The following is a 19890-nucleotide window of genomic DNA, read 5'->3' as shown; positions in this document are numbered from 1 at the left end:
CGGCGGTCACATTTAGCTGAGCTCGTTTTCGATGAAATCGAAGAGATCGTCGTCCGACGCCCCGTCAAGCCGCTGCGTAATGCTCTCAGTGTCCGACGCCCCGCCCTCGCCACCGTTCAGCTTGGCGAGGAGCACCTGGAGTCGGGATGCGATGGCCATTCGCTCGGCGTTGTCCGGCTCAGCCGTGGAAAGTGATGCCTCGAGTTTTTCCAGATCCGCGATCAGCGGAGTGGCGGATGTCCCTTCGTCGGGCAGTACGCCCGCTCGTACGTGTTCGGCGAGAGTCCTTGCGTTGGGATAGTCGAAGACCAGCGTGGTCGGCAGCCGGAGTCCGGTGTCCGCGTTCAACCGGTTTCGGAATTCTACCGCCGTGAGCGAGTCGAATCCCAATTCCTTGAAGGCACGGTCGGATTCCACGCCCTCCATACCGGAGAAACCGAGAACCGCGGCCGCGTGACCCCGTACCAGGTCGAGGACGGCGCGCTCCCGCTCCCCCGGAGCCAGCGCGAGAAGCCGTTCCCTCAGGCGCGATCCGCCCTCCGCGTGGCTCTCCTCGTTGGCACGGGCCTGCTCCAGGGCCGATATGACCTCGGGCAGTTCGCCGATGAGCGGGCTGGGCCGCCCGATCGTGAACGCGGGGGCGAATCGCTCCCAGTCCACATCGGCGACCGTCACCACACCGTCGTCACCGGCGACCGCTCCCTGCAGCGCGGCGATCGCCAGGCCGGGCGCCATCGCGGGCAGACCGCGACGCGCCAGCTGGTCGCCGCCGTCGCCGGCCGCCATACCGCCCTCGGCCCAGGGGCCCCAGGCCACCGCGGTACCGGCGAGACCCCGGGCGCGGCGGCCCTCCACCAGCGCGTCCAGATACGCGTTCGCCGCACCGTAGGCGGCCTGGCCACCACTGCCCCACACACCCGAGATCGAGGAGAAGACCACGAACGCGTCCAGCTCACGGTCGCCCAGCAGGGCATCCAGATGGCCGGCTCCCGCCGCCTTACCCGACACCACCGGCGCCGCGTCCGCCAGACCCATCCCCACCAGCTCGGCAGCCTGCTCCACACCGGCCGCGTGGAAGACGGCCCGCAGCGGGAACTCCTCCGGGACGGCGTCGAGCACCGCGGCCAGTTGCTCACGGTCGGCCACATCACAGGCCGCCACGGTCACCCGGGCGCCCAGCGCCTCGAGCTCCTCACGCAACTCGGGCGCGCCCGGCGCCTCCAGACCACGACGGCTGGTCAGCACCAGATGCTCGGCGCCCTGGCCCGCCGCCCACCGCGCGATCCGTGCGCCCAGCGCGCCCGTACCACCGGTCACCAGCACCGAGCCGCCAACCCGCCACGACCGCTCCGCACCCTCGACGACCTCGGCTTCAGCCCTCATCAGGCGCCGGACGAACACTCCCGAACCGCGCACGGCGACCTGGTCCTCATCGCCCCCGGCGGACAGCACGCCCACCAACCGGCTCACCGCACGCTCGTCCAGCACCTCGGGCAGATCCACCAGACCACCCCACACCTCGGAGTGCTCCAGCCCCACGACCCGGCCCAGACCCCACACCTGCGACTGCGTCACACCGGCGAGCCGGTCGGAACGTCCCACCGACACCGCGCCCCGTGAAGCACACCACAGCGGAGCCCCGGCACCCACCTCCACCAGCGCCTGCACCAGCGTCAACGTGGAAGCGAAGCCGCCGGACAGCGCGGGGTGCTCCGGGCAGGGCTCCTCGTCCAGGGCGAGCAGCGACAACACACCACCCAGTTCGGGCACATCCGCGACCATCTCACGCAGCCGCTCCCCCAGGACCACGGCGTCAAGGTGGTGCTCATCCACCACCAGCGACACCACATCCGCGCCATGCCGCCCGAGCCCGGAGACAACGCCCGCCACCAGTTCGTCCTCGGCACGCGACGCCGGAACCACCGCCAACCACGTCCCCGACAGCGACCCACCGGTCACGTCCGCAACCGGCTTCCACGACACCCGGTAGCGCCAGCCGTCGATCGTCGACTGCTCGCGGTTGCTCCGGTGATACGCGGACAGCGCGGGCAGAACCGCGCTCAGCGGCGTATTGCCGTCGACGTCGAGCGCCTCGGCGAGCGCTTCGAGATCCTCGCGCTCTACCGCCTCCCAGAATCGCGCGTCCACCGAATCCGCGGCGGTCGAACCGGCATCCCGGCCGCCGCCGGCCGCGGACGTCTCCGGCCAGAACCGCTCGCGCTGGAACGCGTATGTGGGCAACTGCACATGGCCCGCACCGCGGTCCGCGAATACCGATTCCCAGTTCACCGCGCCACCGTGCGCATGCAATTCGGCCAGCGCCGTCACCAACGCCCCTGTTTCGGGGCGCTGCTTGCGCAGCACGGGGGCCAGCATTGCCGCCGAAGTGTCTTCGGCGCTTTCCGCGAGGCACTCCTGAGCCATCGCGGTGAGCACACCATCGGGACCCACTTCCAAGAACCTGGTCACACCCAACGCCTTAAGCGAACGTACCCCATCCGCGAACCGGACCGCCTCACGCACATGCCGAACCCAATACTCCGGAGAACACGTCTCCGCCTCCGTTACCAGCCCACCGGTGACATTGGACACCAGCGCCATGGTCGGCGGTTCAAAAGAGACCTCACGGACCACGTGGCCGAACGCGTCCAACATACTGTCCATGAGGCAAGAGTGAAACGCATGAGAGACCCGCAAACGCCTAGTCTTTGCCCCCTTCGCCGTCCATCTGTCCGCCACCTCCTGGACCCCGGCCGCATGCCCGGCGATCACCACTGCCGACGGACCGTTGACCGCCGCGATGCTCATCTCGTGCTCGCGGCCGACGATCGAGGCGGCGACCTCCTCCTCGGATGCCTGGATAGCGACCATGGCGCCGCCCTCGGGCAGCGCCTGCATCAGCCGGCCGCGTGCCGCGATCAGCGTGCACGCGTCCTCCAGTGAGAACACCCCGGCCACATGCGCGGCGGCGATCTCACCGATGGAGTGGCCGATCACCACATCCGGGGTGACACCCCAGTGCTCCAACAGCCGGAACAACGCCACCTCGATGGCGAACAGCGCCGGCTGAGTGAACGCCGTCTGATCCAGCAGCTCGGCATCCGCACTGCCCTCGGCCGCGAACATCACCTCGCGCAGCGGACGATCCAGCACCACGTCCAGGTGCGCACACACCTCGTCCAGCGCACGGGCGAACGCCGGGAAGGCGCCGTACAACTCCCGTCCCATGCCCAGGCGCTGCGCACCCTGACCCGAGAACAGGAACGCTGTCTTGCCACCCGGTACCGCCTGCCCCTGGACGACGCCGGAGGCGATCCCGCGCCCGGCCACGGCCTCAAGACCACGCAGAAGGGCTTCCCGGTCCTCGCCGACCAGCACGGCCCGGTGCTCGAACACCGAGCGGGTCGCCAACGAGTACCCCACGTCCAGCGCCCCGAGGTCGGCCCGGGCCGCCACATGCGTGTGCAGCCGTTCGGCCTGCGCCCGCAACGCCTCCGGGCTCTTCCCGGAGACCAGCCACGGCACCATGTCCATCGACTCGGCCGTTCCGGGGGTCGCGGGGTCCGAGACCTCGGACTCCGCCACGGCGGGGGCCTGTTCGATGATGGTGTGCGCGTTGGTGCCGCTCAGTCCGAACGAGGAGATACCCGCTCGGCGCGGTCGGTCCGTCTCCGGCCACGCGGTCGTCTCGGTCAGCAGCCGCACCTCACCCGCCGACCAGTCCACCTGCCGCGACGGCTCGCCCACATGCAGCGTCTTCGGCAGCACGCCGTGCCGCATCGCCATCACCATCTTGATGATCCCGGCGACACCGGCGGCGGCCTGGGTATGGCCGATGTTCGACTTGATGGCCCCCAGCCACAGCGGACTTCCCTCCGCCCGGCCCTGGCCGTAGGTGGCCAGCAGCGCCTGCGCCTCGATCGGGTCACCCAGCATGGTGCCGGTGCCGTGCGCCTCCACCGCGTCCACCTCGGCGGCCGACAGTCCGGCACTGGCGAGCGCCTGCCGGATCACCCGCTGCTGCGACGGGCCGTTCGGTGCCGTCAGACCGTTCGACGCTCCGTCCTGGTTAATGGCGCTGCCACGGACCACCGCCAGCACCGGGTGGCCGTTGCGGCGGGCGTCCGACAGCCGCTCCACGAGCAGCATGCCGATGCCCTCGCCCCACCCGGTGCCATCCGCCCCGTCGGAGAACGGCTTGCACCGACCGTCGGGAGCGAGTCCACGCTGACGGCTGAACTCCACGAACGCACCCGGTGTCGACATCACCGACACACCACCGGCCAGCGCCAGATCACACTCGCCCTGGCGCAGCGCCTGCATGGCCATGTGGAGTGCCACGAGCGACGAGGAGCACGCGGTGTCCACCGTCACCGCGGGTCCCTCGAGACCGAAGGTGTAGGAGATGCGCCCCGACGCCACGCTGGCCGCACTGCCCGTGCCCAGGTGCCCCTCGAGGTCACCCTGCGCGTCCATCCACAACCCGGCGTAGTCCTGGCCGTTCGTGCCGACGAACACACCCGCCCGGGTGCCCCGCAGCGACTCCGGAGCGATACCGGCCCCCTCGAACGCCTCCCACGACGTCTCCAGCAGCAGCCGCTGCTGCGGGTCCATGGCGACCGCCTCGCGCGGCGAGATCCCGAAGAACCCCGCGTCGAAGTCCGAGGCGCCATAAAGGAAGCCGCCCTCGCGTGCGTAGGACGTGCCGAACCGCTCGGGGTCGGGGTCGTACAGCCCGTCGAGGTCCCAACCGCGGTCGGCGGGGAACTCGGCGATGGCGTCGCCGCCCTCGGCGACCAGCCGCCACAGCTCCTCCGGGGTATGGACATCCCCGGGGAAGTGGCAGCTCATCGCGACGATCGCGATCGGGTCACTGTCCACGGCGACGGCCCTCGGCTCGGCCGCGACCACGGCCGGCTGGGTGGTGCCGAACGCCTCGGCGTCCAGGTAGTCGGCCAGTTCGACGGCGCTCGGATAGTCGAAGACCAGCGTGGCCGGGAGACGCAGCCCCGTCGCGAGGTCCAGCCGGTTGCGCAGTTCGACCGCGGTGAGGGAGTCGAACCCGAGGTCGCGGAAGGCCCGGCCGGGCTCGACCGACTCCGCCGAAGCATGGCCGAGCACAGCGGCCGCGTGCCCCCGTACCAGTTCCAGTACGGCCTGGTTCCGCTCGGTCGCCGACAGTCCGGCGAGCTTCTGGGCGAAGGTGGCGGCTTCCGCCTCGGCACCGGCCTCGACCGCGGTCAGGTGCTTGTGCGCTTCGGGGATGTCGCTGATGAAAGCACCGCCGCCGGACGCGGCATGTGCCGAGGCCAGGCGCTCCCAGTCGACGTCCGCGACGACGAGTGCCGCCTCGTCATGGCCGACGGCCCAACCGAGCGCCGCCACGGCCAGCGCCGGGTCCATCGCGGCCACCACACCACCGCGCACCCGTTCCCCGGCGCGACCCTCCACGGCCATACCGGCCTCGGCCCACGGCCCCCAGGCGACCGCCGTACCGGCGAGTCCGGCGCCACGACGCAGCACCGCGAGCGCGTCCAGGTGGGCGTTGGCCGCCGCGTAGGCCCCCTGTCCGGCGCCGCCCATGACGCCGGCGAACGACGAGAACAGCACGAACGCGTCGAGATCCAGATGTGCCGTCAGTTCGTGTAGCTGCCGGGCGCCAGCCACCTTGGCGCCGAGCACCCCGGCGACCCGGTCGACGGACAGGCCGTCCAGCACACCGTCATCCAGCACGCCGGCCGCGTGCACCACTCCGCGCAGGGGGAACTCCTCGGGGATCCCCGCCAGCAGCTCGGTGAGCGCTTCGCGGTCGGCCACATCGCACGCGGCCACGGAGACCAGAGCGCCCATGGCCTCGAGTTCCGCCTTGAGCTCGGGCGCACCGTCGGCCGCCAGGCCGCGGCGGCTTGTGAGGACGATGTGCTCCGCGCCCTCGCGCACCGCCCAACGGGCCACATGCGCGCCCAACGCGCCCGTACCACCGGTCACCAGAACCGAGCCGGTCGGCCGCCAGGCTCCGCCACCCGACGACGCGACACGCGCCAGCCGCCGGACGAACACTCCGGAGCCCCGCACCGCCGCCTGGTCCTCGGCGCCCTCGGCGCCCTCGGCGGACAGCACACCGGCCAGCCGCCCGACGGCACGCTCGTCGAGTACCTCGGGCAGATCGACCAGGCCACCCCAGATCCGGGGGTGCTCCAGGGCGGCGACCCGGCCAAGGCCCCACACCTCCGCCTGCACCGGGCTGGTGAGCCGGTCGGAACGCCCCACCGAGACCGCGCCCCGCGAGGCGCACCACAGCCGAACGCCCATGTCCAGCCCGGCCAGGGCCTGCACCAACCGCAGGGTCAGCGCGAGTCCGGCCGCGACCACCGGCTCCTCGACGAGGGGCTCCTCGTCCAAGCCGAGCAACGACAACACGCCGACCTCGGACTCACCGTCGAGTGCGGCGAGCAGTGCTCGGGCCAGCCCGTCGGCGTCCGTGTCGGCGGCAACCGCCACCGGTACCGCCCGGGCGCCGTACTTCTCGAATCCATGGCGGATCGACGTGGTGACGTCGCTGTCCGCCAGTCCGGCCGGCACCACCAGCAGCCAGGTCCCCGACAGGGACCCGGTGGCCAGGTCCGGGACCGGCTTCCAGGAGACGCGGTAACGCCAGCCGTCGACCGTGGCCCGGTCGCGCTGCTGCCGACGGTACGACGACAGCGCGGGCAGCAACTCGCTCAGCGAGCCCTCCCCGTCGATGTCCAGCGCCTCGGCGAGAGCCTCCAGGTCCTCGCGCTCAACCGCTTCCCAGAACCGGGCGTCCACACTGTCGGCGGCGGCGGAGCCACCCGACGCACCACCCGCGTCCTCCAGCCAGTAGCGCTGTCGCTGGAAGGCGTAGGTGGGCAGTTCGACCTTCCGCGCACCGCGTCCGGCGAAGAGCTGCTCCCAGTCGACGGTGACGCCGTGGGCGTGGAGTTCGGCCAGAGCCGTCGTCAACGCCTGCGGCTCGGGGCGGTCCTTGCGCAGCACCGGCACGACGACCGAGGCCGATGCATCCTCCGCCGTCAGGCACTCCCGCGTCATCGCCGAGAGCACACCGTCGGGGCCCACCTCCAGGAAGGTGGTCACGCCCTGCGCCTCGAGTGCCCGTGCCCCATCCGCGAACCGCACGGCCTCCCGCACATGCCGCACCCAGTACTCCGGCGAGCACACCTCGTCCGCACCCGCCGACTTACCCGTCACGTTGGAGACGAGCGCGATCGAGGGCGGGGCGAACGACAGGCCCTCGACGACCTTGCGGAAGTCGGCCAGCATCGCGTCCATCCGCGGCGAGTGGAACGCGTGGCTGACCCGCAACCGACGGGTCTTACGCCCCTGCTCCGCCCACCGCTCGGCGATCTCCACAGCTGCGGCCTCGTCACCGGCGATGACCACGGACGTCGGCCCGTTGACGGCCGCGATGCTCACCTCGGCCTCACGACCGGCCAGCGACGGAGCGACCTCCTCCTCCGATGCCTCGACGGCCACCATCGCGCCACCCTCCGGCAGCGCCTGCATCAGACGACCACGAGCGGCCACCAGCGTGCACGCGTCCTCCAGCGAGAACACCCCCGCCACATGCGCGGCGGCGATCTCACCGATGGAGTGACCGATCACCACATCCGGCGTCACGCCCCACATGGACAGCAACCGGAACAGCGCCACCTCGACCGCGAACAGCGCGGGCTGAGTGAACGCCGTCTGATCCAGCAACTCGGCATCCACACTCCCCTCCGCCGCGAACATCACGTCCTTCAGCGGACGGTCCAGCAGCACATCGAGGTGGGCGCACACCTCGTCCAGCGCACGCGCGAACACCGGGAACGCCTCGTACAACTCCCGCCCCATGCCCAGGCGCTGCGCACCCTGACCCGAGAACAGGAACGCGGTCGAACCCGACGTACGCGCAGCGGACTGAATCACACCAGGGGCCGTCTCACCGGCCGCGACAGCCTCGAGCCCCCGGAGCAGTTCGGCACGGTCCGCCCCCGTGACCACCGCACGGTGTTCCAGGACCGAGCGCGTCGCCACCAGCGAGTAGCCCACATCCAGCGCACCCAGTTCGGTGCGCTCCATCAGACGCGACCTCAGCCGTTCGGCCTGGGCGCGCAGGGCTTCAGGGCTCCAGCCGGAGAGCGCCCATGCAAGGACGCCGCGGTCCTCGGCGGGAGCCTCGTTCCGCACCGCCTCCTCGTACACCGGGGCCTGCTCGATGATGGTGTGCGCGTTGGTTCCGCTCACACCGAACGCCGACACACCGACCCGGCGCGGCTGACCCGTCTCCGGCCACTCGGTGGCCTCGGTCAGCAGCCGCACCTCCCCCGCCGACCAGTCCACCTGCCGCGACGGCTCGTCCACATGCAGCATCTTCGGCAGCACCCCGTGCCGCATCGCCATGACCATCTTGATGATCCCGGCGACACCGGCGGCGGCCTGCGTGTGACCGATGTTCGACTTCAGCGCGCCCAGCCACAGCGGGCGGCCCTCCGGCCGCTCCTGACCGTACGTCGCGAGCAGCGCCTGCGCCTCGATCGGGTCGCCGAGCATGGTGCCGGTGCCATGGGCCTCCACCGCATCCACCTCGGCGGCCGACAGGCGGGCGTTCGCCAGCGCCTGCCGGATGACCCGCTGCTGCGAGGGGCCGTTCGGCGCCGTCAGACCGTTCGAGGCGCCGTCCTGGTTGATGGCGCTGCCGCGCACAATTGCCAGCACCTGGTGGCCGTTGCGCTCGGCATCGGACAGCCGCTCCACCAGCAGCATGCCCACACCCTCGGACCACCCCGTGCCGTCCGCGGCGTCCGCGAACGGCTTGCACCGGCCATCGGGCGCCAGTCCACGCTGGCGGCTGAACTCCACGAAGGCCGCCGGCGTGGCCAGCACGGTGACACCGCCGGCGAGCGCCATGTCGCACTCGCCCTGACGCAGCGCCTGCGCGGCCTGGTGCAGGGCGACCAGCGACGACGAGCACGCCGAGTCCATCGTCATCGCGGGCCCCTCGAGACCCAAGGTATAGGAGATACGACCGGACACGACCGATGTCGCGTTACCGGTCAGCAGCTGTCCTTCCAGGTCGTTGGCGCCGGACCCGTAGCCCGAGGTGGCGGCCCCCACGAACACGCCGATCTGGTTGCCGCGCACGGACGTGGGAGCGATACCGGCGCGCTCGAACACCTCCCACGACGTCTCCAGCAGCAGCCGCTGCTGCGGATCCATGGCGAGCGCCTCACGCGGCGAGATCCCGAAGAACGAGGCGTCGAACTCGCCCGCCTCGTGCAGGAAACCGCCCTCGCGCGAGTAGAACGTGCCCGAGCGCTCGGGGTCCGGGTCGTACATCCCGTCCACGTCCCATCCGCGGTTGGACGGGAATTCGGAGATCGCGTCGCTGCCGCCGACCACGAGGTCCCACAGATCCTCCGGGCTGTGCACCCCGCCCGGGAAGCGGCAGCTCATGCCGACGATCGCGATCGGATCGTCATCGACCCGAGCCGCCACCGCCACCGGCGCGGCCACCGCACCCCGCGTGCCCAGCACCTCGGCACGCAGGTGGTCCGCCAGAATCGACGCGTTCGGGTAGTCGAAGACGAGCGTCGCCGACAGGGCCAGCCCGGTCTCCGCGTTCAGCCGGTTACGGAGCTCCACCGCGGTCAGCGAGTCGAAGCCCAGCTCCTTGAACGCGCGCTCGGCGTCAACCGTCTCCCCACCGGTGAACCCGAGGACCGCGGCCACATGGCCACGCACCAGGTCGAGCAGGGCCCGGTCGGTCTCCGCCTCGGTCAGCCCCGCCAACCGCTCCCGCAGGCCCGACGAAGCATCCGCCCCGCCGGACGCGCCCGCGGCCTCGAGCACCTTCGCGACCTCGGGGAGGTCTCCGATCAACGAGCTCGGCCGCCCCAGGGTGAACGAGGGGGCGAACCGCTCCCAGTCCATATCGGCGACCGTCACCGCACCGTCGTCACCCGCGATCGCGCCCTGCAAGGCGGCGATGGCCAGCCCCGGAGCCATGACGCGCAGGCCACGACGGGCGAGTTCCCTCTCCGCCCCCTCCGCGGCCGCCATACCGCCCTCGGCCCAGGGGCCCCAGGCCACGGCGGTACCGGCGAGACCCCGCGCACGGCGCTCCTCCACCAGCGCGTCCAGATAGGCGTTGGCGGCGCTGTACGCCGCCTGGCCACCACTGCCCCACACACCGGCGATCGACGAGAAGACCACGAACGCGTCGAGCTCTCGGTCGCCCAGCAGCTCATCCAGGTACGCGGCCCCCGCGGCCTTCCCGGACACCACCGCCGCCGCGTCCGCCAGGCTCATCCCCAAAAGCTCGGCCGCCTGCTCGACACCCGCCGCGTGGAACACCGCGCTGAGCGGGAACTCCTCCGGAATGTCATCGAGGACAGCGGCCAACGCGTCACGGTCCGTCACATCACACGCCACCACGGTCACCCGCGCGCCCAGCACCTCGAGCTCATCGCGCAGTTCGGCAGCGCCCGGTGCGTCGAGGCCGCGTCGGCTGGTCAGCACCAGACGCTCCGCACCGCTGCGCGCCAGCCAACCGGCCACCTGGCCGCCCAGCGCGCCGGTGCCACCGGTCACCAGCACCGTGCCACGCGCCCGCCACGGCCGCTCCGCTCCCACACCCGCGTCAGCCCGCACCAGACGCCTGGCGAACACCCCCGAGCCACGGATCGCGACCTGGTCCTCGCCATCCCCGGCGGACAGCACACCGGCCAGCCGCGCCGCACCGCGCTCATCCAGCGACTCGGGCAGATCCACCAGACCACCCCACACCGCGGAGTGCTCCAGCGCCACCACCCGTCCCAGACCCCAGACCTGCGACTGCACCGCGCCGGTCAGCCGGTCCCAGCGCCCCACGGACACCGCGCCACGCGTACCGCACCACAACCGGGCCGGAACATCCGCCGCGACCATCGCCTGCGCCAGCACCAGGCTCCGCGCATAACCACCCGACAGTGCCGGATACTCCGAGTTCGGCTCCTCGTCCAGGGCGAGCAGCGACAGCACACCACTCAGCTCGGGCGTCTGCCCGACCACCTCACGCAGCCGCCCCGCCAGCACGCTTCCGTCCAGGTCCCGCTCGTCCAGCACGAGCGAGACCACGCCCGCACCATGCCGCTCGAGCCCGGCGACAACCCCCGGGACCAGCTCGTCCTCGGCGCGGGACGCCGGAACCACCACCAGCCACGTCCCCGACAACGACCCCTCGGCCACGTCCGGGACCGGCTTCCACGACACCCGGTAGCGCCAGCCGTCGATCGTCGACTGATCGCGGCTGCTGCGCCAGTATGCCGACAGAGCGGGCAGCACCGCGCCCAGCGACGCCTCATCCTCGAAGTCCAGCGTCCTCGCGAGCGATTCGAGGTCCTCCCGCTCCACGGCCTGCCAGAACCGCGCGTCCACCTCGTGGCGGATGCCGAGATCGGCACCGGCCGCATCGGCGGACTTCTCGGCCCAGTAGCGCCGACGCTGGAAGGCGTAGGTCGGCAGGTCGACCCTGCGGGCCCCGAGACCGTCGAAGGCCGAGGTCCAGTCGACGGCGGACCCGTGAACGTGCAGCCTGGCCAGCGCCGTGGTCAGGGCCACGACCTCCGAGCGGTCCTTGCGCAGCCCCGGCACGATCACGGGCGCCGAGGCGGGCTCGGACCGTTCCGACAGGCAGTCCTGCGCCATCGCCGAGAGCACACCGTCGGGACCCACCTCCAGGAGGGTGGTCACGCCCTGTCCCTCGAGTGCCCGCACTCCATCCAGGAAGCGCACGGCCTCCCGCACATGCCGCACCCAGTACTCCGGCGAACACACCTCGGCGTCCGAGGCCACCCCACCGGTCACATTGGAGACCAGATCGATGGAGGGCGCGGCGAACGAGAGCCCTTCGACGACCTTGCGGAAGTCGTCCAGCATCGCGTCCATGCGCGGCGAGTGGAAGGCGTGGCTGACCTTCAGCCGACGGGTCTTGCGACCCTGCTCCGCCCACTGCCCGGCGATCTCCAGCGCCGCTCCCTCGTCACCGGCGATGACCACGGCGGCCGGGCCGTTGACGGCCGCGATGCTCACCTCGGCCGCACGACCGGCCAGCGACGCCGCGATCTCCTCCTCCGACGCCTGCACCGCCACCATGGCGCCGCCCTCGGGCAGCGCCTGCATCAGCCGGCCGCGGGCCGCGATCAGCGTGCACGCGTCCTCCAGCGAGAACACCCCCGCCACATGCGCGGCCGCGATCTCGCCCACCGAGTGGCCGATGAGGACATCCGGGGTGACGCCGAATTGCTCGAGCAGCCGGAACAGCGCCACCTCGATGGCGAACAGCGCCGGCTGGGTGAACGCCGTCTGATCCAGCAGCTCGGCATCCGCACTGCCCTCGGCCGCGAACATCACCTCACGCAGCGGACGGTCCAGCACCACATCCAGGTGCGCGCACACCTCGTCCAGCGCCTGCGCGAACCCCGGGAAGGCGTCGTACAGCTCCCGCCCCATGCCCAGGCGCTGCGCGCCCTGGCCCGAGAACAGGAACGCGAGGGTGTCCTCGACGCGTGTCGTGCCCTGAATGACCTGAGCCGCGTTCTCGCCGGTGGCCAGAGCCTTCAGGCCGCGGAGGAATTCGTCCCGGTCCCCGGCGACCAGGGCCGCACGGTGCTCGAAAGCCGATCGGGTCGTGGCCAGGGAGAAGCCGACGTCCGTCAGCGCCGGCTCCGAGTGGGCGCTCAGATGGGCGTGGAGCCGACCGGCCTGGGCGGCGAGCGCCTCCGCGCTCTTGCCGGACAGCAGCCATGGCAGGACAACGGACCGCTTGGCCTCGTCCCCCTCGGGGGCCGTCGTCTGGGTCTGTCCATCACGGTCGGCTTCCGGAGCCTGCTCGATGATGGTGTGCGCGTTGGTCCCGCTCACCCCGAACGAAGAGATACCCGCCCGGCGCGGTCGGTCCGTCTCCGGCCACGCGGTGGTCTCGGTCAGCAACCGCACCTCACCCGCGGACCAGTCCACCTGCCGCGACGGCTCATCCACATGCAAGGTCTTCGGCAGCACACCGTGCCGCATCGCCATCACCATCTTGATGACACCCGCGACACCAGCAGCGGCCTGGCTATGGCCGATGTTCGACTTGATGGCACCCAGCCACAGCGGACTGTCCGCCGACCGCTCCTTGCCATACGTCGCCAGCAGCGCCTGCGCCTCGATCGGGTCACCCAGCGTGGTACCCGTACCGTGCGCCTCCACCGCGTCCACCTCCGACGCCGACAACCCCGCACTCGCCAGCGCCTGACGGATCACCCGCTGCTGCGACGGGCCGTTGGGCGCCGTCAGACCGTTCGACGCGCCGTCCTGGTTGATCGCCGAACCCCGGACGATCGCCAGCACCGGGTGACCATTCTTGCGCGCGTCCGACAGCCGCTCCACGAGGAGCATGCCGACGCCCTCGGACCAGCCGGTGCCATCCGCCGCGTCCGCGAACGGCTTGCACCGGCCATCAGGAGCGAGCCCCCGTTGCCGGCTGAACTCCACGAAGGCACCCGGCGTCGACATCACCGACACACCACCGGCCAGCGCCAGCTCACACTCGCCCTGCCGCAGCGCCTGCATGGCCATGTGCAGCGCCACCAGCGATGCCGAACACGCCGTGTCCACCGACACCGCGGGCCCCTCAAGACCCAAGGTGTAGGAAATACGCCCCGACACCACGCTGACCGCGCTACCCGTCAGATAGCCCTCGAGCCCACCTCCTGCCTCGAGAAGATGAGTCGAGTAGTCCTGACCGTTCGTGCCGACGAAAACCCCGACCGGCTTGCCACGCAGAGACAGTGGGTCAATGCCGGTTCGCTCGAACGCCTCCCATGACGCTTCGAGCACCAACCGCTGCTGCGGGTCAGTCGCCACAGCCTCACGGGGAGATATTCCGAAGAACTGCGGGTCGAACTCGTCAGCCTCGTAGCAGAAACCGCCCTCTCGGGCGTAACTCGTCCCCGGATTGTCCGGGTCCGGGTGGTACAGCCCCTCGGCATCCCAGCCGCGATTCGTCGGAAACCCGGAGATGGCGTCGACGCCATCGACGACGAGGTCCCACAGTTGCTCCGGGGTGTGCACGCCCCCAGGAAAACGACAGCTCATCCCGACAATGGCAATGGGCTCTCGCGACGCCGCGACCAGGCGCTGATTCTGTAGCTTGAGGCGGTCGTTTTCCCGCAAAGAAGCGCGCAGCGCTTCGACAACTCTCTCGGAGGACGTAGCCATCAGTAGCTCCACACTTCCAAAAACATCAGAGGTCTGCGCCGCCCAGTGCCCTCTGGACAAGGTCGTCGACATCCATCGCGTCGACCGCGCTGTTCATTCCTTCTTGGGGCTCCAGCTCAGAACCGCTCTCCGAGATCTGGGCAAGTTCCAGTAGGGCGTCCATCAGTCCGGCTTCACGGAACCGCGCGAGCGGAATGGAGGTCAACGCCTCGCGAATCCGGTCCTCCTCCGGGTCATTCGACTCAGCCCCATCGGCCTGCGGAAACATATTCGTCTCCAGATGCTCGGCCAGTACGGTGAGGTTCGGGTAGTCGAATGCCAACGTGGTCGGCAGTTCCAGGCCGGTGATCGCACTCAATCGGTTCCGGAGCTGAACGGCGGTCAGCGAGTCGAAACCGAGCTCCCTGAACGACTGATCGCTCTCGACGGCCTCGGGAGTCGCATGCACCAGGACCGCGGCGACGTGCTGCCGGACCAGCTTGCGCAGGGATCGCTGACGCTTCGCCGAGGAGAGCCCCTCCAGCTCCGCACGCAGCTCCGCCGCGGCCGACTCGCCCGGTGCCGGATCCGTGGGCTCCGACGCCGCGTTCGACTGCCGCCTCGTCATCAGCTCGCTCAGCAGCGGAGTCGGCCGGGCGCCACCCAGCTCCCCCCCGAAGCGCTCCCATGCGGCATCGACCACAAGGGCGTAGGTCTCGTCCAGGTCAAGAACACACTGGAGCGCGGAGATCGCCAGTTCCGGGTCCATCGGAGCGACACCGCTCCGCTTCATGTACTCGTCGAGACCCCCATCGATCACCATGCCACTTCCGGCCCAGGCGCCCCAGGCGATGGAGGTCGCCGGAAGGCCGTCCGCGCGCCGCTGCGACGCCAGCGCGTCCAGGAACGCGTTACCCGCCGCGTAACTCCCCTGCCCTGGGCCGCCTATCGTGCCCGCCGCCGAGGAGAACAGCACGAACGCCGACAGATCCATCCCGGCGGTCAGCTCATGCAGATTCCGCGCCGCGTCCACCTTCGGACGCAACACCCCGGCCGCCCGCTGCACCGTCAGTGCATCAATCACACCGTCGTCCAGCACACCCGCCGTATGCACCACCGCGCTCAACGGCGACTGCGAGGGAATTCCCTCCAGCACCGCCGCCAGCGCCTCGCGGTCCGCCGCGTCACACGCCGCCACCGTCACCCGGGCGCCCATGGCCTCCAGCTCCGCCTTCAACTCGGCGGCACCCTCGGCCTCCATACCCCGACGGCTGGTCAGCACCAGATGTTCGGCACCCGTACGCGCCAACCACCGCGCCACATGACCACCCAGCGCACCCGTACCACCGGTCACCAGCACCGAACCAGTCGGACGCCAGCCATCCCCGGTCGTGCTCTCCGACGCCGAGGCCCGCACCAGCCGCTTGGCGAACACTCCCGAACCACGTATCGCGACCTGGTTCTCAGCCTCCGCTCCGGCCAGTACACCGGCCAGACGGTCCACCGCACGACTGTCCATGGTCTCGGGCAGGTCGACCAGACCGCCCCACCGCTGGGGATACTCCACTTCCACGATCCGCCCCAGCCCCCAGACCATCGCCTGGGTCGGACTCACCAGCCGCTCGAAGCGCCCCACCGACACCGCGCCCCGCGTCCCGCACCACAGCGGGGCCACCACACCGGCGTCGCCCAGCCCCTGGACCAGTCCCACCGTCGCCGCCAGCCCGGCCGGGACCACCCCGAACGACCCGTGCGCCGACTCGTCCAGCCCCAGCAACGAGAACACACCCGCCACCCCCGCCGGGTCCACTCCCGCTTCGTCGAGCGCCTCACGCAGCCGCTCCGTCATCGCCTCACGGCCATCGGCCGCATCGACAACGACACGAACCACATGCGCGCCACGCCCCGCCACACCATCCACCACGGAGGCGAGCAACGCGTCGTCGCCACAGACCTTGGGGACGACAACCAGCCACGTGCCGGTGAGCGTGGCCTCAGCGGCGGACACCACGGACTTCCAGGCGGCGCTGTAGCGCCAGCTGTCCACCGTGCTCCGCTCACGCCGCTGACGACGCCACGACGACAGCGCCGGAAGCAACGCGGTCAAGGACGACTGCTGCTCCTCGTCCTCCACCTCCAGCGTCCGGACCAGCGCCTCCAGGTCCTCGCGCTCGACGGCCTCCCAGAACCGCGCGTCCACACTGTCCGCGCCCAGCCCCTCACCGCCGGCGGGCACCTCACCAACCGTCGCATCCAGCCAGTACCGCTGGCGCCGGAAGGCGTAGGTCGGCAAATCGACCCGACGGGCACCACGGCCCTCGAACACCTTCCGCCAGTCGACATCGGCCCCGCTGACGTGGAGTTCGGAGGCGGAGGTCAGGAACTGCTCCAGGCCGCCCTCGTCACGCCGCAGCGTGCCCACGACCACCGCCCGCGCCCCGGCGGCCTCCACGGTCTGCTGCAACGGCAGCATCAGTACGGGATGCGGGCTCGCCTCGATGAACACGTCATGCCCGCTGTCGAGCAGTGCGCGGGTGGTGGCCTCCAGCTCGACGGTCTGCCGCAGGTTCCGGTACCAGTACTCCGCGTCCAGACCAGCGGTGTCCACCAGCTCACCGGACACCGTCGAGTAGAACGGCACCTCCGAGGAACGCGGCTGAAGATCCGCCAGGACCTTCAGCAGCTCCTCGTGGATCGCCTCCACGTGTGCGGAGTGCGAGGCGTAGTCCACCGGAACCCGGCGAACACGGACCTCCTCGCCCTCCAGCCGCGCGACCATCTCATCCAGCGCACCCGGATCACCCGAGACCACAACGGACCCCGGGCCGTTGACCGCAGCGACCGAGATCGCGCCGTCCCAGGCAGCGATACGCTCCCTGACCTGGTCGACCGGCAGCCCGACCGACACCATGCCACCACGCCCCGCAAGACCCACCGCGATCGCCTGCGACCGCAACGCCACCACCTTCGCGGCATCCTCAAGCGACAACGCACCCGCCACACACGCCGCGGCGATCTCACCCTGGCTATGCCCCATCACCGCATCCGGCTCCACACCCACCGAACGCCACAACTTCGCCAACGACACCATCACCGCGAACAACACCGGCTGCACCACATCCACCCGGTCGAAACCGGGAGCGCCCTCGGCACCGCGCAGCACATCCGTCAGCGACCAGTCCACGTAAGCCGACAGGGCGGTCTCACACTCGCCGATCGCCTCCGCGAACACCGGCGAGGACTCCAACAAGCCCACCGCCATACCGACCCACTGCGCACCCTGCCCCGGGAACACGAAGACTGAACGCCCCCGGACATCCGTCACACCACGCGTGACGCCCGAGACGGCCTCGTTCCCGGCCAACGCGCCCAGCCGAGCCAGGAGCTCCTCGCGATCAGCCCCGGTCACCACACCACGATGCTCGAACGAGGACCTGGTCGTCGCCAGCGACAACGCCACATCGGAATCACCCAACTCCGGATGGGCCGCCACGAACTCCCGCAGCCGGCCGGCCTGCGCCTGCAGGCCGGCCGCGCTACGGCCCGACACCACCCACGCCACGGGACCCTCGACCACCTCGGCCTCAGCGACCTCGGCCGCCTCGGCCTCCGGAGCCTGCTCCAGGATGGTGTGCGCGTTCGTCCCGCTCACGCCGAACGACGACACAGCGGCCCGACGCGGATGGCCCGTCTCCGGCCACTTCGTGGCTTCCGCCAGCAGTCGCACCTCACCCGCCGACCAATCCACCTCCTTCGACGGCTCATCAAGATGCAGCGTCTTCGGCAGTGTCCCGTGCCGCATCGCCATCACCATCTTGATCACACCCGTCACACCGGCTGCCGCCTGCGGATGGCCGATGTTCGACTTCACCGAGCCCAACAGCAGCGGCCGGCCCTCGGGGCGCCCTTGCCCGTATGTCGCCAGCACTGCCTGTGCCTCGATCGGGTCGCCCAGAGGCGTACCGGTCCCGTGCGCCTCCACGGCATCCACGTCGGCCGCCAACAGGCCGGCGCTCGCCAGCGCCTGGCGGATCACGCGTTGCTGCGACGGGCCATTGGGAGCCGTCAGACCGTTGCTCGCGCCGTCCTGGTTGATCGCCGAGCCACGGACCACCGCCAGCACCGGGTGACCCTTGCGCCGGGCGTCCGACAGCCGCTCCAGGAGCAGCATCCCCACGCCCTCGGCCCAGCCCGTGCCGTCCGCCTCGTTCGAGAACGGCTTGCACCGGCCGTCGACAGAAAGGCCCCGCTGACGGCTGAACTCCACGAACACACTCGGCGACGACATCACCGTGACACCGCCGGCCAGCGCCAGGTCGCATTCGCCCTGACGCAGTGCCTGAGCCGCCATATGCAGCGCCACCAGCGACGACGAACACGCCGTGTCCACCGTCACCGCCGGCCCCTCGAGACCCAAGGTGTACGAGATACGACCGGACGCGACACTGCCCGCGCTGCCGGTACCGAGGGAGCCCTCGAAGCCTTCCGGAGCGTTCCCCTGCAGACGAGTGGCGTAGTCGTTGTACATGACACCGACGAATACGCCAGATCGGCTGCCCCGGTTGGCCACCGGATCGATTCCCGCCCGCTCGAACGCCTCCCACGACGTCTCCAGCAGCAGCCGCTGCTGCGGGTCCATCGACAGCGCCTCACGCGGCGAAATCCCGAAGAACGCCGGGTCGAACTGGTCGGCGTCATGGAGGAATCCGCCGTGGCGTACGTAGTACGTGCCCTCCCGATCGGGGTCCGGGTCGTACATCCCGTCGAGGTCCCAACCGCGATTGGACGGGAACTCGGACACCGCATCGGTGCCTGCCATCATCAGGTGCCACAGTTCCTCCGGCGTCTGCACCCCGCCCGGGAGCCGGCAGCTCATGCTCACGATCACGATGGGGTCACTGTCCACCGGTGCGCCTGCCGCGGCCTCCACACCCGCGCCCGCCGATGTGGTGACAGCGTCGCCCCCCAGGATCTCGTCGCGCAGGTGACCGACGAGTGCCATCGGGGTCGGATAGTCGAAGATCAGCGTGGCAGGCAGTCGCAGGCCGGTCTCCGCGGTGAGCCGATTCCTCAGGTCGACAGCCATCAGTGAGTCGAAGCCGAGGTCCTTGAAGGGCTGCCGCGTGTTCACCGTCGCGGGGGTGGCGTGCCCAAGGGCCGCCGCGGTCTGAACGCGGACCAGCTCCAACAGCATCTCGTCCTGCGATGTCCGCGGCAGACCCGCGAGGCGTCGACGCAGTTCGTCGGGAAGACCTTCGCTCTGCTCCGATCGCGCGGTGCGGCGCGTCATCACGTTGGGCACGACGTTGCGGAAAAGAGCGGGGAGTTCGGCACCCTGCGCACGCAGCGTAGGGACGTCCAACCGCAGCGGAGCCGGCACGCTTTCATCCGACGCCAGGGCGGCATCGAACAGTTCGAGCCCTTCCTCGGAGGAGAGCGGCACCAGACCCGAACGCGACACCCTGCGCAGGTCTTCCTCGTCGAGGTGTCCGGTCATGCCGCTGGCCTCGGCCCACAGGCCCCACGCCATCGACACACCCGGCAGCCCCCGGGTCCGGCGCCAGGACGCCAGCCCGTCCAGGAACACATTCGCCGCCGCGTAGTTGCTCTGCCCCGCGCCACCCAGCACACCAGTAGCCGACGAGA

2 protein-coding genes are annotated in these 19890 nt (G+C 70.6%); both read right to left on the bottom strand.

Annotated elements, in window-relative coordinates:
- Nucleotides 1–12: 12 nt before the first annotated feature.
- The gene (locus J5X86_RS31860; protein ID WP_208520163.1) at nucleotides 13–14265 is read right to left on the bottom strand and encodes a type I polyketide synthase; all 14253 of its coding nucleotides are present in this window, start codon (nucleotides 14263–14265) and stop codon (nucleotides 13–15) included.
- Between the two features lie 25 nt (nucleotides 14266–14290).
- Nucleotides 14291–19890, bottom strand: a 5600-nt coding sequence (locus J5X86_RS31855; RefSeq protein ID WP_208520162.1) for a type I polyketide synthase, incomplete at its 5' end; no start/stop codon positions are given.

Origin of the sequence: Streptomyces sp. NEAU-YJ-81 (assembly GCF_017592595.1) — a bacterium.
Classification (GTDB): Bacteria; Actinomycetota; Actinomycetes; order Streptomycetales; family Streptomycetaceae; genus Streptomyces; species Streptomyces hygroscopicus_B.
The sequence above is the reverse complement of the archived record's forward strand: the minus strand, read 5'-3'. Positions and strand labels throughout refer to the sequence as shown.